The organism is Prevotella sp. Sow4_E9_plate (assembly GCF_052116205.1).
In the GTDB taxonomy this organism is placed as follows: domain Bacteria; phylum Bacteroidota; class Bacteroidia; order Bacteroidales; family Bacteroidaceae; genus Prevotella.
Genome location: NZ_JBQKLN010000031.1, coordinates 23,278 through 44,870, shown reverse-complemented (window position 1 = coordinate 44,870; position 21,593 = coordinate 23,278). Strand labels below are relative to the sequence as shown.

Annotated in this window: 23 protein-coding genes and 2 tRNA genes; 22 read left to right on the top strand and 3 right to left on the bottom strand. The window is 43.3% G+C overall.

Going from position 1 to position 21,593, the window contains the following annotated elements; genetic code table 11:
* The 18 genes from ACTQ53_RS11920 to ACTQ53_RS11835 all read left to right on the top strand — a co-directional run.
* Positions 1 to 229 (top strand): hypothetical protein (locus ACTQ53_RS11920; RefSeq protein WP_441933135.1); only part of this gene is annotated, 229 nt, incomplete at its 5' end.
* 32 nt (positions 230 to 261) lie between these two features.
* Positions 262 to 346: transfer RNA gene (locus ACTQ53_RS11915), tRNA-Ser, on the top strand.
* An 80-nt stretch (positions 347 to 426) separates the two neighbouring features.
* Positions 427 to 1,299 (top strand): radical SAM/SPASM domain-containing protein, encoded by an 873-nt coding sequence (locus ACTQ53_RS11910; protein ID WP_441933134.1) that lies wholly within the window; start codon positions 427 to 429, stop codon positions 1,297 to 1,299.
* A 110-nt stretch (positions 1,300 to 1,409) separates the two neighbouring features.
* Positions 1,410 to 2,363, top strand: coding sequence for a glycoside hydrolase family 5 protein (locus tag ACTQ53_RS11905; RefSeq protein WP_441933133.1), 954 nt, complete (start codon positions 1,410 to 1,412; stop codon positions 2,361 to 2,363).
* Positions 2,364 to 2,432: 69 nt separating this feature from the next.
* Entirely contained in the window at positions 2,433 to 3,254 is an 822-nt protein-coding gene (gene thiD, locus ACTQ53_RS11900) for a bifunctional hydroxymethylpyrimidine kinase/phosphomethylpyrimidine kinase (RefSeq protein WP_441933132.1), read from the top strand.
* 16 nt (positions 3,255 to 3,270) lie between these two features.
* Positions 3,271 to 3,951 carry a thiamine phosphate synthase gene (locus ACTQ53_RS11895; protein WP_441933131.1) on the top strand — a complete coding sequence of 227 codons (681 nt, stop codon included), beginning with the start codon at positions 3,271 to 3,273 and terminating at the stop codon, positions 3,949 to 3,951.
* Positions 3,952 to 3,980: 29 nt separating this feature from the next.
* On the top strand, positions 3,981 to 6,563 hold the full coding sequence (locus tag ACTQ53_RS11890; RefSeq protein WP_295347101.1) for an endonuclease MutS2: 2,583 nt from the start codon (positions 3,981 to 3,983) through the stop codon (positions 6,561 to 6,563).
* A 285-nt stretch (positions 6,564 to 6,848) separates the two neighbouring features.
* Positions 6,849 to 6,922, top strand: a tRNA-Thr gene (locus tag ACTQ53_RS11885).
* Between the two features lie 240 nt (positions 6,923 to 7,162).
* The gene (locus ACTQ53_RS11880; protein WP_294970181.1) at positions 7,163 to 7,768 is read left to right on the top strand and encodes a DUF4199 domain-containing protein; all 606 of its coding nucleotides are present in this window, start codon (positions 7,163 to 7,165) and stop codon (positions 7,766 to 7,768) included.
* 39 nt (positions 7,769 to 7,807) lie between these two features.
* Positions 7,808 to 8,779, top strand: a complete 972-nt coding sequence (locus ACTQ53_RS11875) for a glycosyltransferase (RefSeq protein ID WP_153122669.1) — start codon at positions 7,808 to 7,810, stop codon at positions 8,777 to 8,779.
* Complete coding sequence (locus tag ACTQ53_RS11870; RefSeq protein WP_441933130.1) at positions 8,767 to 9,249, top strand: DUF6452 family protein; 483 nt, start codon at positions 8,767 to 8,769, stop codon at positions 9,247 to 9,249. Before ACTQ53_RS11875 ends, ACTQ53_RS11870 begins: the two co-directional genes overlap by 13 nt.
* Positions 9,200 to 9,919, top strand: coding sequence for a DUF6048 family protein (locus ACTQ53_RS11865; RefSeq protein WP_299400800.1), 720 nt, complete (start codon positions 9,200 to 9,202; stop codon positions 9,917 to 9,919). The genes ACTQ53_RS11870 and ACTQ53_RS11865 overlap by 50 nt, the downstream gene beginning before the upstream one ends.
* A gap of 3 nt (positions 9,920 to 9,922) precedes the next feature.
* The gene (locus tag ACTQ53_RS11860; RefSeq protein ID WP_441933129.1) at positions 9,923 to 10,939 is read left to right on the top strand and encodes an FAD:protein FMN transferase; all 1,017 of its coding nucleotides are present in this window, start codon (positions 9,923 to 9,925) and stop codon (positions 10,937 to 10,939) included.
* 1 nt (position 10,940) lies between these two features.
* Complete coding sequence (locus ACTQ53_RS11855) at positions 10,941 to 11,618, top strand: Crp/Fnr family transcriptional regulator (protein WP_294970197.1); 678 nt, start codon at positions 10,941 to 10,943, stop codon at positions 11,616 to 11,618.
* A gap of 47 nt (positions 11,619 to 11,665) precedes the next feature.
* Positions 11,666 to 13,765, top strand: a complete 2,100-nt coding sequence (locus ACTQ53_RS11850; protein ID WP_441933128.1) for a M3 family metallopeptidase — start codon at positions 11,666 to 11,668, stop codon at positions 13,763 to 13,765.
* A 47-nt stretch (positions 13,766 to 13,812) separates the two neighbouring features.
* Positions 13,813 to 14,259, top strand: a complete 447-nt coding sequence (locus ACTQ53_RS11845; protein ID WP_153122659.1) for a deoxycytidylate deaminase — start codon at positions 13,813 to 13,815, stop codon at positions 14,257 to 14,259.
* A gap of 27 nt (positions 14,260 to 14,286) precedes the next feature.
* Positions 14,287 to 16,020: a S41 family peptidase gene (locus ACTQ53_RS11840; protein WP_441933127.1), complete on the top strand. Its 1,734-nt coding sequence runs from the start codon at positions 14,287 to 14,289 to the stop codon at positions 16,018 to 16,020.
* A gap of 1 nt (position 16,021) precedes the next feature.
* Entirely contained in the window at positions 16,022 to 16,558 is a 537-nt protein-coding gene (locus ACTQ53_RS11835) for a 5-formyltetrahydrofolate cyclo-ligase (RefSeq protein ID WP_441933126.1), read from the top strand.
* Between the two features lie 28 nt (positions 16,559 to 16,586).
* Here the strand turns inward: ACTQ53_RS11835 and ACTQ53_RS11830 are convergent, their stop codons facing one another.
* Together ACTQ53_RS11830 and recF are read right to left on the bottom strand one after the other, a co-directional pair.
* A complete protein-coding gene (locus ACTQ53_RS11830) occupies positions 16,587 to 16,877 on the bottom strand; it encodes a DUF721 domain-containing protein (protein WP_153122652.1) in 291 nt (96 codons plus the stop codon).
* A 58-nt stretch (positions 16,878 to 16,935) separates the two neighbouring features.
* Positions 16,936 to 18,039: a DNA replication/repair protein RecF gene (gene recF / locus ACTQ53_RS11825; protein ID WP_153122650.1), complete on the bottom strand. Its 1,104-nt coding sequence runs from the start codon at positions 18,037 to 18,039 to the stop codon at positions 16,936 to 16,938.
* Between the two features lie 147 nt (positions 18,040 to 18,186).
* Here recF and ACTQ53_RS11820 point away from each other — a divergent pair, with 147 nt between their 5' ends.
* The 3 genes from ACTQ53_RS11820 to ACTQ53_RS11810 are packed head-to-tail and all read left to right on the top strand — an operon-like array spanning position 18,187 to position 19,838.
* Positions 18,187 to 18,882, top strand: a complete 696-nt coding sequence (locus ACTQ53_RS11820; protein WP_295347082.1) for a tetratricopeptide repeat protein — start codon at positions 18,187 to 18,189, stop codon at positions 18,880 to 18,882.
* A 45-nt stretch (positions 18,883 to 18,927) separates the two neighbouring features.
* Entirely contained in the window at positions 18,928 to 19,404 is a 477-nt protein-coding gene (gene ribH, locus ACTQ53_RS11815; RefSeq protein WP_441933125.1) for a 6,7-dimethyl-8-ribityllumazine synthase, read from the top strand.
* A gap of 53 nt (positions 19,405 to 19,457) precedes the next feature.
* Positions 19,458 to 19,838: a DUF6557 family protein gene (locus tag ACTQ53_RS11810; RefSeq protein ID WP_441933124.1), complete on the top strand. Its 381-nt coding sequence runs from the start codon at positions 19,458 to 19,460 to the stop codon at positions 19,836 to 19,838.
* A 63-nt stretch (positions 19,839 to 19,901) separates the two neighbouring features.
* Here the strand turns inward: ACTQ53_RS11810 and ACTQ53_RS11805 are convergent, their stop codons facing one another.
* Positions 19,902 to 20,498 carry a DUF4738 domain-containing protein gene (locus ACTQ53_RS11805; RefSeq protein WP_441933123.1) on the bottom strand — a complete coding sequence of 199 codons (597 nt, stop codon included), beginning with the start codon at positions 20,496 to 20,498 and terminating at the stop codon, positions 19,902 to 19,904.
* Between the two features lie 371 nt (positions 20,499 to 20,869).
* Here ACTQ53_RS11805 and ACTQ53_RS11800 point away from each other — a divergent pair, with 371 nt between their 5' ends.
* The gene (locus ACTQ53_RS11800; protein WP_441933122.1) at positions 20,870 to 21,592 is read left to right on the top strand and encodes a DUF4230 domain-containing protein; all 723 of its coding nucleotides are present in this window, start codon (positions 20,870 to 20,872) and stop codon (positions 21,590 to 21,592) included.
* Position 21,593: the final 1 nt, after the last annotated feature.

Here is a 21,593-nt window from a genome sequence, read left to right as displayed (position 1 = left end):
TAGAGTGGTCGATTACAACGGTCTTGAAAACCGTCGTACCGAGAGGTACCGGGGGTTCGAATCCCTCTCTCTCCGCAAGAGCCTTCTGAAAGAAATTTCAGAAGGCTTTTTCTTTTCTATATCCCCTTATCATTCTCCCTTACTTTTCACTTTTAGCAGTAAGAATCAAAAAAAGTTGCCGAAATATTTGGTGGAATCAAAAAAATATCGTACCTTTGCACCCGCTTAAGAAAACCAAGCTATAGTCATCCGACCGAATTTGGAGAGATGGTAGAGTGGTCGATTACAACGGTCTTGAAAACCGTCGTACCGAGAGGTACCGGGGGTTCGAATCCCTCTCTCTCCGCAAGAGCCTTCTGAAAGAAATTTCAGAAGGCTTTTTTAGTATTTAGCTATACAATACAGAATACCATATAAAAAGAAATAATGATAGATCGCTGTTACATAGAAATAACCAATACATGCAATCTCAACTGCCACTTCTGCCCTAAACATAGCAGGGAAAAGAGACAGTTGACCGCAGAGGAATTCAACCAGCTCACAGACAAGCTCAAAGGCAAGGTATGCTTCCTTTATTTCCACCTGATGGGAGAACCACTGCTCCACCCTCTCCTGCCACAGTTTATCACGACGGCAAGAGAAAAGGGATTCAAGACTGTACTGACATCGAACGGAACCCTGCTGCATCGTGCCATGGAACTTCTCGATACACTTCCCCACAAAATACAACTCTCGCTACATTCGCACGAAAGCAACGCCAAGGGGGAACTGTCCAGCTATATGGACGAGGTGATGACCTTCTCTACACAAGCTGCTGCAAAGGGAACCTGCATCGTACTAAGACTTTGGAACCAGGGCGGAAGAGACAAGGAAAACGAAGAAATAATGAGACTCATCGAAAAATATGCTCCTAAACCCTGGAAGGAACGCCCAGACGGTTACCGCCTCTGCGACAACCTTTATCTGGAATTCGACAGAAAATTCGAATGGCCCAACTTCGAAAACGATATCAGGAACAGCAAGAACGAAGAAGAAAAGAAACGGGAAGTTTTCTGCAAGGCTTTAATCAAACAGATTGGCGTACTTGCAGACGGCACCCTGGTGCCTTGCTGTCTGGACCATAACGGAGATGTTGCACTGGGAAATCTCCTGCATCAATCCCTGGAAGAGATTCTTTCTTCAGAAAGAGCCCAAGCTATGACAGAGGGGTTCAAGCACCATACGGCAACCGAAGCCCTCTGCGAAAACTGCGAGTCGGCATTGGTAAAAAACAGTTTTCGAGGCAAGGCAAGAAGCTGACATGAAACTTTATCGCAAAAATATTTGGTTATTTCAAATATAAATCGTACATTTGCAACGATTTTATGTCGCAAGAAACGACAGTATATTTTTAACAATAATAGAACATAATGAAAAAACTAATGACCATTATTGTTGCCATCTTCTGTATGGCACAATTGTATGCAGTCAGTCCAGTAAAACAATGGGGACAACTGCAAGTAAAGGGAGCGCAACTATGCGACCAGAGTGGAAACCCTGTAGTATTGAGAGGCGTGAGCCTGGGATGGCACAACATCTGGCCCCGATTCTACAACAAGCAAGCCGTAAAATGGCTCACCACTGACTGGCATGCCAATATCATCCGTGCAGCGATGGGCATTCAGATAGAAGACAACTATCTGGAGAACCCTGACTTTGCCATGAAATGCATCACACAGGTAGTAGATGCCGCCATCAAGAACGGCACATACGTAATCATCGACTGGCACGCACACAAAATGCACACAGAGGAAGCCAAAGCCTTCTTCGGCAAGATGGCACAGAAATACGGTAAGTATCCAAACGTACTCTATGAACTCTACAACGAACCCGTAGAGGACAAATGGGAAGACCTGAAGGTCTACGCCAAGACCATCATTACCGAAATCAGGAAATATGATCCAGACAACATCATACTGATGGGTTGCCCACATTGGGATCAGGACATCGATCTTGTTGCTAAAAGTCCTATCGACGGTGTAAGCAATGTGATGTATACCCTGCATTTCTATGCAGCAACACACAAGGACTATCTGCGCGACAAGCTAGAAGCAGCCGTAAAGAGCGGACTTCCTGTATTCGTATCAGAATGCGCCGGGATGGAAGCATCCGGCAACGGTCCTCTGGCTCCAGAGGAATACCAGAAATGGCTCGATGTCATGGAGAAGAACAAGGTGAGTTGGGTAAACTGGTCGGTAAGCGACAAAGACGAAACCTGCTCCATGCTCCTACCTCGTGCCAAGGCTACAGGCAACTGGACTCCAGACCTTATCAAGCCATGGGGCAAAATGGTAAAGGAAGCATTGACAAAATACAATAATTAGCCACTTGGTACACTCCTGTCAAGCAAGAGTGTACCAAGTTTTTTTATATTCAACCAACAGAAGTAAGAAATGAAATACTACACAGCATTAACAATAGCCGGTTCTGACAGTTGTGGAGGAGCTGGCATCCAGGCAGACATCAAGACCATGTCAGCCTTAGGCGTATACGCAGCTTCTGCCATTACAGCCATCACCGTACAGAACACCAAGGGTGTATATGGCATACAGAACGTAGAGCCGGAAATCGTGAAAGGACAGATAGAAGCCGTGATGGACGACATCCAACCGGATGCCATCAAGATAGGAATGGTCAATGACCGTGACACCATCAAAGCCATTGCCAATACCCTCAAGAAGTATCAGGGAAAATACCAGCATCTCGTTATTGACCCGGTAATGGTATCTACCAGCGGATGCCGACTCATGCAGGAGGATGCCCTGGATATCTTCATCTCAGAGCTTCTGCCTCTTGCCACATTACTGACACCCAACATTCCCGAAGCAGAGATTCTGGCAGAAATGAAAATCCAGAATGCAGAAGACATCAAGACCGCAGCCTCAGCCATCAGCAAACTGGGATGCAAATTCGTACTTATCAAAGGTGGTCACTTCGACGGAAAAGAAAAGATAGACTATCTCTTCGAAGAAGGAAAACTCATCACCAGCTATCGGGGTCTCAGCATCAACACCCGCAATACCCACGGTACCGGCTGCACCCTGTCATCTGCCATCACATCTTATCTGACAAAGGAAATGGACATGAATACCGCCATTGCCATGGCTAAGACTTACCTGTCTGGAGCCATTCTCGCCGGAAAAGACGTAAAAATAGGAGATGGAAACGGTCCGGTAAACCATTTCTACGAACCCAAGACACTTTCTACCAAATAGATAAAAAGCAAATGACATGAAATGGATAGTTATCACCTTGCCTGAATTCATCAGAAACGAAGCAGGCTACATAGAACAGTTATTTGAAAGCGGTATCGATCTTCTACATCTCCGTAAACCCGAAGCCAGCCTGGAGGATTATGAGAATCTGATACAGCAGATCGATGCCAAATGGTATCCGCAGATAGTCATACATGAACATTTTGAACTCTGCGAGAAATATCATCTTCATGGAATTCATCTCAACAAGCGCAATTCCGGGATTCCCAAAGATTATAAAGGACACATTTCCCGTTCATGCCATAACTTCCAGGAAGTAACGGCTGCACTAAACATACCCAACAAGGAAGATCCCGAAGGAAACGCTCCTGCATCCAAGTCTATCTACGACTATGTGTTCCTAAGTCCAATCTTTGACAGCATCTCGAAGAAAGACTACCGCCACTCCTTTACCAACAAGGATCTGGAAGACGCAGCCTACAATGGCATCATCAACGAAAAAGTTATAGCATTAGGAGGAGTCATCCCCGAGTTTATCCCGCAATTGAGAGCCTGGAACTTTGGTGGAGCGGCATTCCTGGGGGCAGTATGGAACGAGCGGCACAAATACGATTGGCCCGATTATCTGAACAACATCCAAAAAAGGCTTACACCTTCAAAGGCAAAGAACACACTTAATGGTTCAAATATTTGGTAGTTAGCCAAAATAATTGTACTTTTGCACCCATGATTTATCCAGATAATTTTGAAAACAAGATAGGATTCAACGAAATCCGCAAGATGTTACGCGAAAGATGCCTCTCTCCACTTGGTAAAGAACAAGTGGACAAGATGGCATTCAGCGATGAAGCTGAAGAAGTAAACGAATGGCTCATGCAGGTGCGTGAGTTCCGCAGACTGATGGAGGAAGTAGAAGACTTTCCCCTGCAGTATTTCTATGACGTCAGAGAAAGTATCCTCCGCATCCGAGTAGAAAACACCCACTTGGAAGAAGACGAGCTTTTCGATTTGAGACGTTCGCTTGCAACCATCGCAGGCATGGTGAAGATTCTGAATCATAGTGATGAAGACGACGGGCACGCAGAACCGGAAGACGGCTGGCGCAGAGAAAAGAAATACCCTTACCCTGCCCTACACCGACTGTCACAAAACGTGATGACCTTTCCTCAGCTGATTCAGAGAATAGACCAAATCCTTGACAAATTTGGAAAGATACGAGATAATGCGACCCCGGAACTCCTACAGATCAGAAGAGAACTGGCAAAGACTGAAGGTAGTATCTCCCGTACATTATATAGTATATTACGAACAGCCCAAAGTGAAGGTGTTGTTGAGAAAGACGTGACTCCTACCCTCCGTGACGGCAGACTGGTAATACCGGTTATCCCTACCTTGAAAAGAAAGATCAAAGGTATCGTACACGACGAGAGTGCTACGGGTAAAACCGTCTTCATCGAACCGACCGAAGTGGTAGAAGCCAACAACCGTGTGCGTGAACTGGAAGGTGAAGAAAGAAAGGAGATTATCCGCATCCTTACCGATTTCACCAACAAGGTTCGTCCTTTCTCAAAAGAGATTCTTGACAGTTACCGCTTCCTTGCCATCATCGACCTGATTCAGGCGAAACAAAAGCTGGCAGATACCTTCAAAGCTATCGAGCCTGAGGTAGAAGACCATCCGCACGTAGACTGGATCCGAGCTATCCACCCTCTGCTCCAGCAGTCATTACAGAAGAAAAATGAAAAGGTAGTACCTTTAGACATCACACTGACCAAGGAAAAGCGTATCCTGATCATTTCCGGTCCGAATGCCGGAGGTAAATCCGTATGCTTAAAGACTGTGGGACTGCTCCAATATATGCTGCAATGCGGACTGAGTATCCCCGTAAGTGAGAGATCAAAGACAGGTGTATTCAAAAACATCATGATTGATATTGGTGACGAACAGAGCCTGGAGAACGACCTCAGTACGTATTCATCCCACCTTCTGAACATGAAAAATATGATGAAAGCCGCCAATAGCGACACCATCATATTGATAGATGAGTTTGGTACCGGTACAGAACCGGGTATCGGAGGAGCCATCGCAGAGGCAGTACTCGATAAATTCTGCAAGCAACAGGCTTATGGAGTCATCACGACCCACTATCAGAACCTGAAACATTTTGCAGACAGTCATGAAGGTGTGGTTAATGGTGCCATGCTCTACGACCGTCATGAGATGAAAGCACTCTTCCAGTTAGCCATTGGCCGTCCAGGCTCTTCTTTTGCCATCGAAATAGCAAGAAAGATCGGATTGCCAGAAGAGGTTATCAAAGAAGCTTCAGACATCGTAGGTTCTGAATATATCCAGAGCGACAAATACCTCCAGGACATTGTACGCGACAAGCGGTACTGGGAGAACAAACGCCAGAATATCCACCAGCGAGAGAAGGATATGGAAAAAACCATCTCCAAGTATGAAAGTGATATTGAGGATATCGAACGAAGCAGAAAAGCTATTCTCAAGAAAGCCAAGGAAGAAGCTGCAGAACTCCTGAAGGAAAGTAACAAGAAGATTGAGAATGCCATCAGAGAGATTCGAGAGAGTCAGGCAGAGAAGGAGGAAACCCGCCGCATCCGTCAGGAACTCGATGCCTTCAAACAGGAGGTTCAGGAGATTGACACCAAGGAATCGGATGACAAGATAGCCCGCAAGATAGCCCAGATTCAGCAGCGCAAGGAGCGGCATGCCAAGCGACAGGCTGAAAAGAAGGAGACCCAGGAGAAGGCTGCGGCAGCCCTGCGTAATGCACAGCACAAGGCTCAGGCTGAAAGCAAACGGGAGATAAAAGCCGGTGATACGGTTCGTATCAAAGGATTGACAACTATCGGAAAAGTGGAAAGCATCAACGGTGATACCGCTACTGCCGTATTCGGAGGTATGAGAACCAAAATGCGTCTGAACAGACTGGAGCATGCTACGGCTACAGTAGAGAATGTGGACAAGACCGAGGAACGCAAGGAAAACCTTGCCTCTTACGGTATCAGCAAGGAAACCAGAAAAACCATTGATGCCCACAAGACCAACTTCCATCAGGATTTGGATGTAAGAGGCATGCGTGGTGATGAAGCATTGAATGCTGTACAGTATTTTATAGATGATGCCATCCTGGTAGGTATGCCACGTGTCCGCATCCTTCATGGAAAGGGCAACGGCATCCTCAGACAACTCATCCGCCAATATTTGAGCAGCGTCCCTAATGTGACCCATTATGCAGATGAGCATGTACAGTTTGGCGGTGCAGGAATCACGGTGGTAGACTTTTAAGTGAAGAATGCTTCTTCCTCTTAATATAATAAGGTGAAGTATGGAAAAGGAGGCAAGATTTGCCTCCTTTTTCTAAATAAACGTTAACAAGCAAAACTTTTTCTGCAAAACATTTGGCAGGATAAGAAAAAAGCAGTACCTTTGCACTCGCTTAAAAGCAATAACCGCTTTCAAGTTTATGAGACGGACAAGTCTCATACGACCAGCTCCCTCGGAATCCCCCAGGATGGGAACATAGCAAGGGTACTTGGTTGTAGCGGTGCGATATGAATCGCTTGTCCACCCGCCTCTTTAGCTCAGTTGGCCAGAGCACGTGATTTGTAATCTCGGGGTCGTTGGTTCGAATCCGACAAGAGGCTCAAAAAGGAATCTTCTTTCAGAAGGTTCCTTTTTTATTTTATCTAAGTTTGGCACAACCGAAACAAAAGTTTCCCGACGCTTTGAAGTGTACAAAACAAACAGAAACATATATTTTTCTATCTTTCAAGGCGTTTTATCTTTAATTATATATAAATATTTTCACCCTTTACACCTTATATAATAAAAAAGTTGTATTTTTGCAAATTGATATATTACATTCGCAGAAATACATTATAACAATGAATACAGAAAATAACGAAAATCAAGAAGAGAAGAAGACAGACGAGCAGACGCAAAAGGTTAAGATCTACATCATCGATACGGGTAAGATCAAACAAACCAAAGCGTTTGCCCGACAAGATGGAGCAATTCTTGGCATCGTATGGATAGCCAGCTTCGTCTGCACCATGATGGCAGTAGAACCAAAGTACCAGATGCTGGGGTTAATATCCAACATTCTGATTATCTCTACCCCATTCGTGGTAGCAAAGAGATTGAAGTATTTCCGTGACTTCGTAAGAGAGGGACATATTTCTTTCAGACACGGATTATATTATTGCATCCAGACATTCTTCTATGCTACCCTACTGCTCACCATCGTGCAGTATCTCTGGTTCCGATTCATGGATACAGGCATGTTTATGACTCAGCTTCAAACCAACTACCAGATGATAGCACAGGTTTATCAGTTGACTGCAGAGGAAACAAAAGCTCTCTTCGATGCCATCTCTATGATGAAACCAATAGCATGGGCATCCATGTTTATGATTACCGACCTGGTTGCTGGAGCAATACTCAGTCCGATACTTGCTGCCATATTCGCCAAAAAGAAAATAGCCAATTAGGTTTCAGATAAAAAATAAATTCTCAAAACATCAGATAAAATGGATATTTCAGTTATCGTTCCTCTGTTCAATGAGGAAGAGTCGCTGCCAGAACTCTTCGCCTGGATCAAACGGGTGATGGATGCCAACGATTTCACTTACGAAGTTATCTTTGTGAACGACGGTTCTACCGACCGTTCATGGAACGTCATAGAAGAACTTGCCGAGAAAAACGAGCAGGTAAAAGGAATCAAATTCCGCCGCAACTACGGAAAGAGTCCTGCCCTCTACTGTGGATTCAAAGAGGCACAAGGTGATGTAGTCATCACTATGGATGCCGACTTGCAGGATTCACCAGACGAGATACCAGGTCTCTACGAAATGATAAAGAAAGATGGTTTCGATCTTGTATCGGGTTATAAGCAGAACCGCAAGCAGGGAGACCCTCTGAGCAAAACGATTCCAACCAAACTTTTCAATGCCACAGCCCGCAAGGTGAGCGGCATCCACAATCTGCATGACTTTAACTGCGGACTCAAGGCTTACCGCCGCGACGTAGTAAAGAACATCGAAGTATACGGTGAGATGCATCGCTACATTCCATACCTTGCCAAGAATGCAGGCTTCGCAAAGATTGGCGAAAAACCTGTTCACCATCAGGCAAGAAAGTTTGGTACTTCCAAGTTCATGGGCTGGAACCGTTTCGTGAACGGCTATCTGGACCTGATGACACTCTGGTTCCTGAGCAACTTCGGCAAGAAGCCAATGCATGTTTTTGGATTCTTAGGAAGTGTGGTGTTCTTCATTGCCTTTCTCTCGCTTATCGGACTTGGCATCGATAAAGCCATAGACTTACATCGTGGCATCTACGGACACCTCATCACCGATTCCCCATACTTCTTCATCGCTCTCATTGCGATGGTATTGGGCAGTCAGTTCTTCCTAGCCGGATTCCTGGGTGACCTTATCAGTCGTCAGAACCCTAATCGTAACGATTATCAAATAGAAAAGGAAATAAGATGCAAAAAATAATACCATTGGTTTTCTTGATGCTGGTACTCATGGTGGCTAGCTGCACTAGTCTCAACTGCCCGCTCAACAACACCACTTACACTAAGTATAAGTTGATGGGCAACGTAAAGACACTCAACGCCACCTTAACCATCTCGACCACCAAACAGGAAGGAGAAGACAGCGTACTTATCAATAAGGATGAGAACGTGGATAGCTTCATCCTTCCGATGAGTTACCACCAGCCTGAGGATGTGTTCTTTTTTGAAATTCAGAATGCAGACAATCAGGTATGGAAAGATACAGTAACCGTCAAGAAAGAGGACTATCCACATTTCGAGTCTGTAGATTGCGGTGCAGCCTACTTCCACAAAATAACAGAAGTGAAGACAACCCACAACTATATCGACTCAATAGTTATCAACAATAAAGAGGTTAATTATGATGCATCTAAAGCGCATTTCTACATATATTTCGGTACCCGTTACTAAAAAAGCGGTAACCGTCCTGAGTCTTCTCCTACTCTTAGGTGGAGGATGGGCGAACGCACAAAACCGTCTAAAAAAAGTAGCAACGGTAGAAAAAGATACGATTCCATGGTTTAACGGAATGGCGGTGAGTGTGGATTTAATAGGACCAGCCCAATTGATGGTAAGTGATTACGGACAATATGAAGCTTCTCTGCGAGTGAACTTAAAAGACAAGTATTACCCTATCTTTGAATTGGGTTACGGCAAAGCAGATGCCTTCGATGAGAGTACCCAGATTACTTATAAGACAAGTGCACCATACGCCCGTCTGGGTGTAGACTGGAACCTGCTCAAAAACAAGCACGATGACTACCGCCTGTTTGGTGGATTCCGTTACGGTTTCACCTACTATAAATACGACATCTCTTCACCACCCATCAAAGATCCAGTCTGGGGAGGTGATGCACCTTACGGAGCAGAAGGCGTATCCGCTAACTATCACTGGCTGGAAGGTGTAATAGGAATAGATGCAAAGATATGGGGACCAATCCGCATGGGATGGAGTTTCAGATACAAGCGTCGTGTTGCCCATAATGATGGCGACATGGGCAACACCTATTATGTACCAGGCTTCGGCAAGCAAGGTGGTTCCCGACTTGGCGGTACGTTCAATGTAACATTTGAAATATAAACAATGAAGAATAAAAGACTCATTTGGCAGATACCGTTTCTGCTTCTCTTGATTTTTGGCAGTATTTATGTCATTCGCCAACAGCAAAATACTCCTTACCAGAGGGATGAAGGTTTCATCTTTGGTACTATCTATCACATCACTTACCAAAGTGACGTCAATTACCAAAAAGAAATCGAGGCTGAACTGCAGAAAGTAGACAATTCTCTTTCTCCATTCAACAAGACATCCATCATTTCGCGTATCAACCGTAATGAAGACGTGAAGGTAGACAACATGTTTGCTGAGGTTTTCCAACTCGCAGAAAAAATATCCAAAGAAACAGAAGGAGCATTTGACATCACTGTAGCCCCCATGGTAAATGCCTGGGGATTCGGATTCAAGACCGGGAACCCTCCTACCCAACAAACAGTAGACAGTCTTCGCGCTATCGTCGGATTCCAGAAAGTAACATTAAAGGAAGAGCACGTCAAGAAACAGAATCCTCATATCATGCTCGACTGCTCAGCCATTGCCAAAGGATACGGAAGCGATATCGTCGCAAGGTTTCTAAAGAAAAAAGGCATCCGAAACTTTATGGTAGAGATTGGTGGCGAAATTGTGGTGAATGGAAACAGCGACAAGCAAGTGCCTTGGCGGGTAGGCATCAACAAGCCAACAGACGATTCTCTCAATACGAATCAGGAATTACAAGACGTAATCAATGTGACAGACATAGCAATGGCAACAAGTGGAAACTATCGGAATTTCTACTATAAGAACGGCAAGAAATATGCTCACACAATAGACCCGAAGACAGGCTATCCCGTGCAGCACAATATTCTGTCAGCCACCGTCCTAGCCAAGAATTGTGCCACAGCCGATGCCTATGCCACATCCTTCATGGTAATGGGACTGGATGGAGCAAGGAAAGTACTGGAAAAACATCCTGAACTTGACGCCTATCTCATCTATTCCGATGAAAAGGGAAATAACAGGATATGGTATTCGCCAGAGCTCAAGAAGAAAATATTGAAATAGAATGCAAGAAGACAGAGTATATGACAATCTTTTAAATCTGCCTCTATTCCTGGGAATGAGCCGTAACGATTTGCTGGAAGTAGCCGGTCATACAAAGTTCGATTTCCAAAAGGCAGAAAAGGGACTCACCATCGTCAAGGAAGGAGAGCCCTGCAAACGTCTGTACTTTCTTCTTACCGGCGAACTCAACGTTGTCACAGAGGCAGACGATCATGGCTACCGCATCGAAGAAGACATCAAAGCCCCAGAAGCGTTTCAAATGGAATGCATCTACGGATATAACCAATACTTCACTCACACCTATATCGCAAAGAAAGAATGTAGCGTGATGAGTATCAGCAAGCAGGAGATGCAGAAACTATCTGATAGATACGAGATTTTCAGAATCAACATGTTCAATCTCATTTCTACTCAAACCCAAAAGAACAACCGGCGCCTGTATCGGGTTCCTCCCAAAACGCTCTCAGAACGTATCATCCAGTTCTTTGAAAGCCGATGTCTCAAACCTGCCGGCGAAAAATTATTCCACATCAAGATGGAAAGACTTGCCGCAGAAATGAATGTCAAGAGAATCTATGTCTCCAACGTGCTGAATGAACTGCAGAAGCAAAAGCTCATGCATCTGGAAAGAGGAAGAATCTATATTCCACAATTAGAAAAGCTGATTGTGAATAAATAAAAAGAGAACTGTCATAGAGTAAAGCAAACAAATAAAAAATCACTATCATGCAAGATATAAAAGATCAGAATCATATCAGAAATACAGAGAATCGAGAGAATCCATTCTTTGTTCCCTATCACACACCGCACGATACTGTGCCTTTCAACCGTATCCTGCTGGAAGACTACGAGCCTGCCTTCATGGAGGGTATTCGCCGTGACAAAGAAGCGACAAACAAGGTCATCAACGACCCGGCTGAGCCTACATTCGAGAATACTATCGCCCGTGTGGATACAGAAAAAGGCGAACATTATTACGACCTTTTAAGTCGTGTTTCCAATGTATTCTCATGCATGATGAGTGCAGAGACATGCGACGAGATGGAGGAACTGGCACAAAAGATGAGTCCTATCCTCACCAAACATGCCAACGACATTACACTCAACAAGAAACTCTTTGAGCGTATTAAATATGTTCATGACCACCCTAACAGAGAGTTAACCCCAGAAGAACAGATGCTTTTGGAAACCAGTTATGATGGTTTTGTACGTAGTGGTGCTCTTCTTGATGAGGAAGGAAAAGACAAGCTTCGCAAACTTACAGAGGAAGCAAGTATTCTCACCCTCCAGTTCTCACAGAATCTCCTGAAGGAAGACAAGGCATTTACCCTCCATATCACAGACGAGACTCAACTTGACGGACTTCCAGAAACAGCAAAGGCTGCAGCAGCTCATACTGCCAAAGAGAAGAATGAAGAAGGCTGGATTTTCACACTCGACTATCCAAGTTACTCTCCATTCATGACCTACTCTACTCAGCGTGAACTCCGCAAACAGATGTATATGGCACGCAATACGGTCTGTACCCATGAGAACGAGCAGAACAACATTGAAATCTGCAAGCGATTGGTCAATTTACGTAGAGAACTCGCTCAACTTCTTGGCTTCGAGACCTATGCAGACTATGTATTACGTCATCGAATGGCAAGTAATGTAGAGAATGTCTATAAACTTCTCAATGATCTGATTGAGGCTTATAAGCCAACAGCAGAAAACGAAGTGAAAGAAGTAGAAGCCCTAGCCAAGAAGCTGGAAGGCGAAGACTTCAAAATGGAGCCATGGGACTTCGGATTCTATTCCCACAAGCTCCAGATGGAAAAATACAATCTGGATGCAGAGATGCTCCGTCCATACTTCCAACTTGACAAGGTGATAAAGGGCGTCTTCGGATTAGCCAACAAACTGTATGGTATTACCTTCAAGGAAAACAAAGAGATTCCAGTATACCATCCTGACGTGAAGGCATACGAAGTATTCGATAAAGACGGCAGTTATCTGGCTGTGTTCTATGCAGACTTCTTCCCACGCAAGGGCAAACAGGGAGGTGCCTGGATGACAGAATTCCAAGGACAATGGATAGACCATAAAGGCAACAACATTCGTCCACACGTGAGCGTAGTGATGAACTTCACCAAGCCTACAGAAGAAAAACCTGCCCTCCTGACCTTGGGAGAGGTAGAGACCTTCCTGCATGAGTTTGGTCACAGCCTTCACGGAATGTTCGCCAACACCCGGTTCGAAAGTCTTTCGGGTACCAATGTATGGTGGGATTTCGTAGAGTTGCCATCCCAATTTATGGAGAACTATGCCATAGAAAAGGAATTCCTGCGCACCTTTGCTTTCCATTATGAAACAGGTGAACCATTGCCGGACGAGCTCATCGAACGTATCGTAAAAAGCCGCAACTTCATGGCAGCATACGCCTGCCTGCGCCAAGTAAGTTTCGGACTTCTGGATATGGCATATTACACCAAAAAGGATGTCTTTACAGCTGACATCATCCCATTTGAGAAAGAAGCATGGAAAGAAGCCATGATTCTGCCACAGTTGCCTGACACTTGCATGACCGTACAGTTCTCGCACATTATGGCAGGAGGTTACGCAGCCGGCTACTACAGTTACAAATGGGCTGAAGTTCTGGACGCTGATGCATTCAGCGTATTCAAGAAAAACGGTATTTTCGACCGAACTACCGCCCAGAGCTTCCGTGACAACATACTCTCAAAGGGAGGCACCGAACATCCGATGACACTCTATAAACGATTCCGTGGACAAGAGCCAACCATAGACGCCCTACTGGAACGCAACGAAATCAAGAAGAGTTAACAGTTTAGGCAAGTAATTATAAATGACACAATATAAATAACAGATCAATGGGGGACAACCTTTTAAAACAGAAAAAGCTTGATTTGCGATACCTTCGCATGGCTCGCATCTGGGCAGAAAACAGCTATTGCAAACGCCGACAGGTAGGTGCTTTAGTAGTAAAAGACAAGATGATTATCAGCGATGGTTACAATGGTACACCAAGCGGATTTGAAAATATCTGCGAGGATAACAATGTAACCAAGCCCTATGTCCTCCATGCAGAAGCCAACGCCATAACCAAGTTGGCCCGCAGCAGCAACAACAGCGAGGGAAGCACACTTTATGTCACTGCTTCTCCTTGCATCGAATGCTCCAAGCTCATCATTCAAGCAGGCATCAAACGAGTTGTATATGCCGAGAAATACAGACTTACTGATGGTGTGGAACTATTGGAAAGAGCCGGAGTAAAAGTAGAATATATGAATCCTGATGAAAATATCAGTTTAGAATAACGTTAGTATAATGTAAATTAGTAAGTTATGAATAAGAACAAGAATAAGACCAACAGGTTTATGCCGTTCATCATGGCACTCTGCGTAGTGCTAGGCATTGTCATCGGCACATTCTTTTCGAATCATTTTGCCGGAAACCGACTCAACGTCATCAATAGTGGAAGCAACCGCTTAAACAACTTGCTCCATCTCATTGATGACCAATATGTGGATTCTGTCAACATAGATTCGCTAGTAGATAAAGCCATTCCACAAATTCTTGCGGAACTGGATCCTCACTCGGTCTACATCAGTGCCAAAGATGCAGCTCAGGCTAATGACGACCTCAAAGGTTCATTCTCGGGTGTAGGTATTGAGTTCGTGATCCGCCAGGACACCATTCATGTGCAAAATGTAATCCAAAACGGTCCTGCCGAAAAAGCAGGTCTTCTTGCAGGAGATAAGATTGTTGCTGTGGATGGGAAACCTTTCGTGGGCAAAATCGTGACCAATCAGGAAGCCATGCACCGCTTAAAGGGTCCTAAAGACACGAAAGTAAAAATCGGCGTAATCCGCTATGGCAGCAACAAGGTACAGAGCTTCACGGTAACACGAGGAGAAATCCCAACCAAGAGTATAACTGCAGCCTACATGCTCAATGACAATACAGGCTACATCCGCATCAAGAACTTCGGTGAGAACACTTATCCAGAGATGCTTATCGCCTTAGCCAAACTGTCTCAACAGGGATTCTCTAATCTCTGCATTGACTTACGCGACAACTCTGGAGGCTATCTCACAGCTGCAGTAAATATGGCAAACGAGTTCTTACCAGAAAAGAAACTGATTCTCTATACACAAGGACGAAAGTCTCCTCGCCAAGATTATTTGAGCGACGGCAAGGGTTCTTATCAAAAGATACCTATGGTTGTACTCATCAATGAGGGTTCGGCTTCTTCTGCTGAAATCTTTGCAGGTGCCATGCAGGATAATGACCGTGCAACCATCATCGGTCGCCGTTCATTCGGAAAGGGATTGGTACAACAGCAAATAGAATTCCCAGACCATAGCCTTATCCGTCTCACCATTGCCAGATACTATACTCCTTCTGGAAGATGTATCCAAAAACCTTATACGATGGGTGATGACAAGGATTATGAACAGGATCTTCTGGATCGCTACCAGCATGGAGAATTTTTCTCACAAGACAGCATCAAGCATACGGGTCCTGCATACCACACAGGCATTGGACGTGTAGTTTATGGTGGAGGTGGTATCACGCCAGACATCTTTGTTCCAGAAGATACGCTCGGTATGACTTCCTACTTCAAAGAGGCTAGTTTGAGCGGCTTGATCCTACAGTTTGCATTTACCTATACTGATGATAATCGTCCTAAGTTGAACAACTTCAAGGAGATGATGGAACTTGCCGATTATCTTGACAGTCAGAACATGGTGGAACAGTTTGTCAACTATGCAGACAAGCATGGATTGAAGCGCCGTAACCTTCTTATCAAGAAGTCACATAAGTTGCTGGATAGAGTCATCGACAGCCGTATCATCTATAACATGCTTGATGAACAAGCCTGGACTCAGTATATCAACCAGGACGACCCAGTGATTAAGAAGACCCTCGAAGTCTTCGAAAAGCACGAGGCGTTCCCAAAGAAACCTGAGCCAACAGCCAAATTCAAAAGCAAGAAGCAGAAAGTAGCAATGTCTGGCATACCATACAATTACAGTTCACTACATTGCAGAAATATGATGATGGCAAACGCATAAGATGAATAAGAAAGAACTTAGAAAAATCATAAAAGACAGAAAGCGACAGTATTCCTCAAGCCAACTTGAGGAACTGTCGCTTTCTGTCTTATCCCGACTTGCAGGTCAAGAATCTTTCCGCAAGGCTAAAATCATTTTAATGTATTATTCTCTCCCTGATGAAGTCAACACTCATACCTTTATTGATGAGATGACAGCTTTAGGGAAAACTGTTCTTTTACCTGTAGTAAAGGATTCAGAAAATATGGAAATCAGAGAATACTCTGGCAGAAAAGATCTCACAGAAGGTTCCTTTCATATTATGGAGCCTATCGGCAAGCTCTTTCCACCAGAAAGATATGGGGAAATAGACGTCGGTGTCATTCCTGGTATGAGTTTTGATGAAAAAGGCAACCGTCTGGGACGAGGAAAAGGATATTATGACAGATTTCTGAAAAAAGTACCAACCCTGTTCAAGATAGGCATCTGTTTCGACTTTCAAAAGACAGATACCATCCCAACAGAAGAAACGGATATCAGAATGGATTGCATCATATAAAGAGTTCTGGAAAAAGAGGCAAATTCTATCAATAGAAACGGATATCTGAAATCACCAATGCCCCTACCTGCTCGTTCAATCTTCTTACCAAGATTGAACGATGCATGGTAAGATCTGCCCTGAGAGCAGGATTTAGAATCTTAACATAAAGGGTTTGATTCTTGATAAATTTATCAGCACAATAAACAGAAATAGAGGCACCAACAACGGTGTCCCAACTATCCAAGAGACGCTTTTGCTGCAAAGGCGTCTCCAATCCCTCGTTTCTCAAAAACTCCGGCAAAAGTTCTGCTATAGAACGAACCTTTTTTCTAAACATAATTATACCCAATAAATAATGTACTACAAATCGTCAACTCTACCCTGACATTCAGTATCTAATCTCTTACATGCAGTTCTCCATTTTCGACAGAGAAAATCTTATAGTCGCCACGTAAACGATGAAGGATTTGGTCAAGATGATCACGATTGGTATCCGTTATAAAGATCTGTCCAAAATTATCATTCGAGACTAACTGAACTATCGCTTCAACCCGCTGAGCATCAAGCTTATCAAAAATATCATCCAACAAGAGTAAAGGAGTGGTATTAGAGCAGGTTCGCTTCAAGAAACTAAACTGCGCCAACTTCAAGGCAATGACATAACTCTTGTTCTGTCCCTGACTTCCCTCACGCTTCATCTGATAGTCACCAATCGTAAACTCCAAGTCGTCACGATGAACTCCATGAAGCGAATAACCAACGGCACGATCCTTGAATCTATCACGCTGGATAACCTCCAATAACGGTCCCCTTTGACAGTGCGAAATATAATGCAGGCCTACCCGTTCCTTATCACCGGAAATATGCTGATAAATCTGCTGAAACAAAGGTATTAATTCGTTTACAAAAGCCTGGCGCTTAGCAAAGAGCAGTTCTCCATTCATAGCCATCTGCTGTTCCCAAAGCTCCATAAGAGTTACATCCGGTTCCGCCTCCATCTTCAAGAGAGCATTACGCTGCTGCAAGGCTTTGTTGTAGTTAGAAAGAGCCTCGATATATGTATTATCATACTGAGAGATAACAACATCCATCAGTTTTCTACGCTCATCACTTCCACCCTCAATGAGGGAAACATCAGAAGGAGAAACAAAGACAAGCGGAATGAGTCCAATATGTTGAGACAAGCGCTTATATTCTTTCTTATTACGCTTAAAATGTTTTTTGGTTCCACGCTTCATCCCGCAATAAATGTTCTCCAAATCCCCATTATCATTCTCATAATTACCTTCCAACATAAAAAAGGCCTCATCGTGCAAAATGATTTGCGAATCAATCGGATTATTGGCACTTCTGCAAAACGAGAGGTAATAAATTGCATCCAAAAAGTTGGTCTTACCCATGCCGTTATGACCGATAAGACAGTTAATTTTGGGCGACAATTCAATATTGGCGCTCTTGATATTTTTATAGTTAATAATGGAAATATTCTTTAAAATCATAGACTCTTTACTGATTATTGAGTGCAAAGTTAACAGAAAAAGCCCAAAAAACGAAAAAAGTAGGCTAGAAATTTCAATATCTGAATAAAATTCCGTATTTTTGCAGAAGTTTAGCAATATTAGAATAATAAAAAACAAAAATACAAAATGGCAAACAACAAAGTACAGGCTCAGGAAATAGAGAGCCTCAACATTCGTGAGGCCTTCTTCATGAAGAACAAGAAGGCTATTATTATCGCTGTGGTAGCTATTGTAGTTATCATTGCTGGTGTATTCGGTTATGTATCTCAGATCTCTGGTCCACGTGAGGACAAGGCTAGCACAATGCTTGGCAAGGGTCAGACTTACTTCAACAACGAGATGTTCGAACAAGCACTTAACGGAGACGGTGCTGGTTACGTTGGCTTCAAGAAAATTGCAGACGAATATAGCAGCACTGACGCTGGTAACTTGGCAAACCTCTATGCAGGTCTTTGCTATGCTAACCTTGGCAAATGGGCAGAAGCAGAAAAGAGTTTGGATGCATTCTCTTCAAAGGATGACCAGATGATCAGCCCAGCAGCTGAAGCTGCGCTCGGTGATGTTTACGCTCACTTGAACCAGTTGGACAAGGCTGTCGAAGCATTCAAGAAGGCTGCTTCCATGGCTGACAGCAAAGCAGAAGACGACACTAACAACAGTCTCTCTCCTGCATTCCTGATTAAGGCTGGTGAAGTTCTCGAGAGCCAGAACAAGAAGCAGGATGCATTGAATATCTATCAGGATATCAAGAAGAAGTATGTTAACTCTATGCTTGTTCAGAGCGGTGAGATTGACAAGTACATTGAGCGCGCATCCAATTAATAACATCTTACGAGTAACATCTTAGAACAAGTTTAATAGATAATTATGGCAACAGCTCTTCATAATTTATCAGAATATGACCTTAGCAAAGTACCTGATGCCAGCAACATGTGCTTTGGTATCGTTGTAGCTGAATGGAACCCAGGAATAACAGGTGCCCTGCTGGACGGTGCTGTCAAGACGCTCGAAAAACATGGAGCCTTAACAGAGAACATACATGTTAAGACTGTTCCTGGCAGTTTCGAACTCATCTATGGCGCACATCAGATGGTACTTAATGGCGGCTATGACGCTGTTATTATCTTGGGAAGCGTAATTCGTGGTGAAACTCCTCACTTCGATTATATCTGCGAGGGAGTAACCTATGGTATTGCCCGTCTCAATGCCACACAAGAGATTCCTGTCATTTATGGACTCTTGACTACAAACGACCTGCAACAGGCAAAGGACCGTAGCGGTGGCAAATTGGGCAACAAGGGCGATGAATGTGCTATTGATGCCATCAAAATGGCTAAATTCTAAAAACACAGACATTGAGTCTTTCAAAACAATTACTATATAATAAGGTAAATAAAATGAAGCTCTACCAATTATTACAGTCATACGAATTTGAGGAGATTTTCCCAACAGTCAACGTGATGTTTCCCAACGCACAGTTGCATAGAGACGTCTTTGGAAAAGCATTCAACATGCTTTGCGACATTCAACCTATCAGTTCCAAGAAAGTAATCCGTTTCGAACTGATGGAGGATCCAAACTCTAGCGATATGTTTGTTGGAGCCAACGACAGCTGTTTTCAAACAACTTGGGATGTATGTCTCGGCAAAGAAATAAAGAAAGGGAAAGGCGCCGACCTTAACGATGTGGAAATAGTAGCCAATTGTCTGCTTAATATCCTCTTCATAGGTCGTCATCCTCAAAGTTTCGAAAAAGATTATAAGAAACTCTTCAAATAATCATAGGAATTACAAAAAAAGGACCTCTCGAAATCTGAGTATTTCAAGAGGTCCTTCCTTTATTTATACACCCTCATCATCGTCTTCATCAACAGAAGAATTGCCCGATGGAGAACTGTCATTTCCTTCAGTATCCAGTAATTGATCTTTACTGATACTCACCTCCCCCATCTTAGAGACTTTTACCACCAAAGGCAAATATTCATCACTCATCACATCAGGTGAACCAACACTGGCTGCAAAACAAAGATTGTTACCTTCAGTTTTTACATAGACAATACCCAGTAATCCACCAGAGGCCTTGGTATGAGAATCCAAGTATTTTTCAAAGGCAGCTTTGGTAAAACTACGTTTGAAGAATTCAGAACCGTCGCTTCTTATAATCCGAACAGTAATCTTATTATCGTGATACTTAGTATTTTCATCTACCTTAACGAGCGGCAAACTGTCATCTGGTTCTCGTTTTACCACCACTTTGTATGTAGCGCCCAACCATTCAATGCTTCTAGACTGCTCATACTCACTCATCTTGAGTGTTTGCTTTTTAACTTTGACAACAGGTTTAGGAGCTATAATGATGTTGCTTTTCTTTTTCTCAGCACACGAAGCCATTATACCTATAGCCAGAGCCATGAAAAATAAGTAATTGATTCGTTTCATTGCTTTTTTATTTTAATGCTACAAAAGTAGTAAAAAAAAACGAAATAAACACGGGTTACCCGTTAAAAAAGAAAAAAAGCATCGACTTTCACAAGCCGATGCTCCGAATCTACCTAAATACTAACTAATAAATTTCCTATTGAATCTTACACGATATAATAAAAGTTCAGTTTATGAATTCTAATCAGTAGTTTGACGTCATCACGAAGAAAAGGTTTAATGCAAGTCTAAAAAAAATGCATTTTTTCTTCATTAAATGTTTTTTCTCTCTTAAAAATGCTTCTTTTCTCCTTTTTAAAGCAAATTTACCCTTTTTATTTTGAGAATTAAACATTTTGTCGTATCTTTGCAGACAAAAAGAAACATTTTGTATGAAAAAGATTCTATTATTCATAATAACTGCCTGCATTTTCACCTTTTCTTCTTGCTTTCAGAAAGAGCAAACGCAAGAAAAGGAGCAAGTCATCGACACTATTCCAATGATGGTGATGCAAATACAAAAATGCAACCGACTATATACGGCAGAAGCCCATGTTCACAAAATTATCACCCACGATGATCAACTGAATCTGAAAGGTTCTTTTTTCAGAAAGAACTTCAACATTCATGTACCTGGTTCAAACAGGAAAGTTGCAATCCCTATGAATGCAACCATCAAGGCTTCCGTAGACTTCCAAGGGTTTTCCAATCAAAATGTGTTACGCAAAGGTGACAAGATAGAAATTATTCTGCCAGACCCAAAGCTGACACTCACGAGCAGTAAGATAGACCACAATGCGGTAAAACAATATGTTTCCATTGCCCGCAGCAATTTCAGTGATGCAGAACTCACCCAACTAGAGCAGCAAGGCAGACAAAGCATCATCAATGATATTCCGAATCTTGACCTCATGGAACAAGCTAGGCTCAGTGCCGCAAATACTCTGATTCCGATGCTCAAGGACATGGGATTCAAGGAAGAAAACATCAAGATTAGCTTCCGTAAGAAATTCACAATCCACGACTTGAAGGAATTCATTTCAAATGGATTGAATGACAATAAAACAATAGAAAAGAGAACAGCCTCTAGCCAGGCATCAAATAAAGAGGACTAAG

Bases quoted from the DNA above. Each gene is read 5' to 3' on its own strand.
- ACTQ53_RS11910 (WP_441933134.1), top strand. From the start codon at position 427: ATGATAGATCGCTGTTACATAGAAATAACCAATACATGCAATCTCAAC.
- ACTQ53_RS11905 (WP_441933133.1), top strand. From the start codon at position 1,410: ATGAAAAAACTAATGACCATTATTGTTGCCATCTTCTGTATGGCACAA.
- thiD (WP_441933132.1), top strand. From the start codon at position 2,433: ATGAAATACTACACAGCATTAACAATAGCCGGTTCTGACAGTTGTGGA.
- ACTQ53_RS11895 (WP_441933131.1), top strand. From the start codon at position 3,271: ATGAAATGGATAGTTATCACCTTGCCTGAATTCATCAGAAACGAAGCA.
- ACTQ53_RS11890 (WP_295347101.1), top strand. From the start codon at position 3,981: ATGATTTATCCAGATAATTTTGAAAACAAGATAGGATTCAACGAAATC.
- ACTQ53_RS11880 (WP_294970181.1), top strand. From the start codon at position 7,163: ATGAATACAGAAAATAACGAAAATCAAGAAGAGAAGAAGACAGACGAG.
- ACTQ53_RS11875 (WP_153122669.1), top strand. From the start codon at position 7,808: ATGGATATTTCAGTTATCGTTCCTCTGTTCAATGAGGAAGAGTCGCTG.
- ACTQ53_RS11870 (WP_441933130.1), top strand. From the start codon at position 8,767: ATGCAAAAAATAATACCATTGGTTTTCTTGATGCTGGTACTCATGGTG.
- ACTQ53_RS11865 (WP_299400800.1), top strand. From the start codon at position 9,200: ATGATGCATCTAAAGCGCATTTCTACATATATTTCGGTACCCGTTACT.
- ACTQ53_RS11860 (WP_441933129.1), top strand. From the start codon at position 9,923: ATGAAGAATAAAAGACTCATTTGGCAGATACCGTTTCTGCTTCTCTTG.
- ACTQ53_RS11855 (WP_294970197.1), top strand. From the start codon at position 10,941: ATGCAAGAAGACAGAGTATATGACAATCTTTTAAATCTGCCTCTATTC.
- ACTQ53_RS11850 (WP_441933128.1), top strand. From the start codon at position 11,666: ATGCAAGATATAAAAGATCAGAATCATATCAGAAATACAGAGAATCGA.
- ACTQ53_RS11845 (WP_153122659.1), top strand. From the start codon at position 13,813: ATGGGGGACAACCTTTTAAAACAGAAAAAGCTTGATTTGCGATACCTT.
- ACTQ53_RS11840 (WP_441933127.1), top strand. From the start codon at position 14,287: ATGAATAAGAACAAGAATAAGACCAACAGGTTTATGCCGTTCATCATG.
- ACTQ53_RS11835 (WP_441933126.1), top strand. From the start codon at position 16,022: ATGAATAAGAAAGAACTTAGAAAAATCATAAAAGACAGAAAGCGACAG.
- ACTQ53_RS11830 (WP_153122652.1), bottom strand. From the start codon at position 16,877: ATGTTTAGAAAAAAGGTTCGTTCTATAGCAGAACTTTTGCCGGAGTTT.
- recF (WP_153122650.1), bottom strand. From the start codon at position 18,039: ATGATTTTAAAGAATATTTCCATTATTAACTATAAAAATATCAAGAGC.
- ACTQ53_RS11820 (WP_295347082.1), top strand. From the start codon at position 18,187: ATGGCAAACAACAAAGTACAGGCTCAGGAAATAGAGAGCCTCAACATT.
- ribH (WP_441933125.1), top strand. From the start codon at position 18,928: ATGGCAACAGCTCTTCATAATTTATCAGAATATGACCTTAGCAAAGTA.
- ACTQ53_RS11810 (WP_441933124.1), top strand. From the start codon at position 19,458: ATGAAGCTCTACCAATTATTACAGTCATACGAATTTGAGGAGATTTTC.
- ACTQ53_RS11805 (WP_441933123.1), bottom strand. From the start codon at position 20,498: ATGAAACGAATCAATTACTTATTTTTCATGGCTCTGGCTATAGGTATA.
- ACTQ53_RS11800 (WP_441933122.1), top strand. From the start codon at position 20,870: ATGAAAAAGATTCTATTATTCATAATAACTGCCTGCATTTTCACCTTT.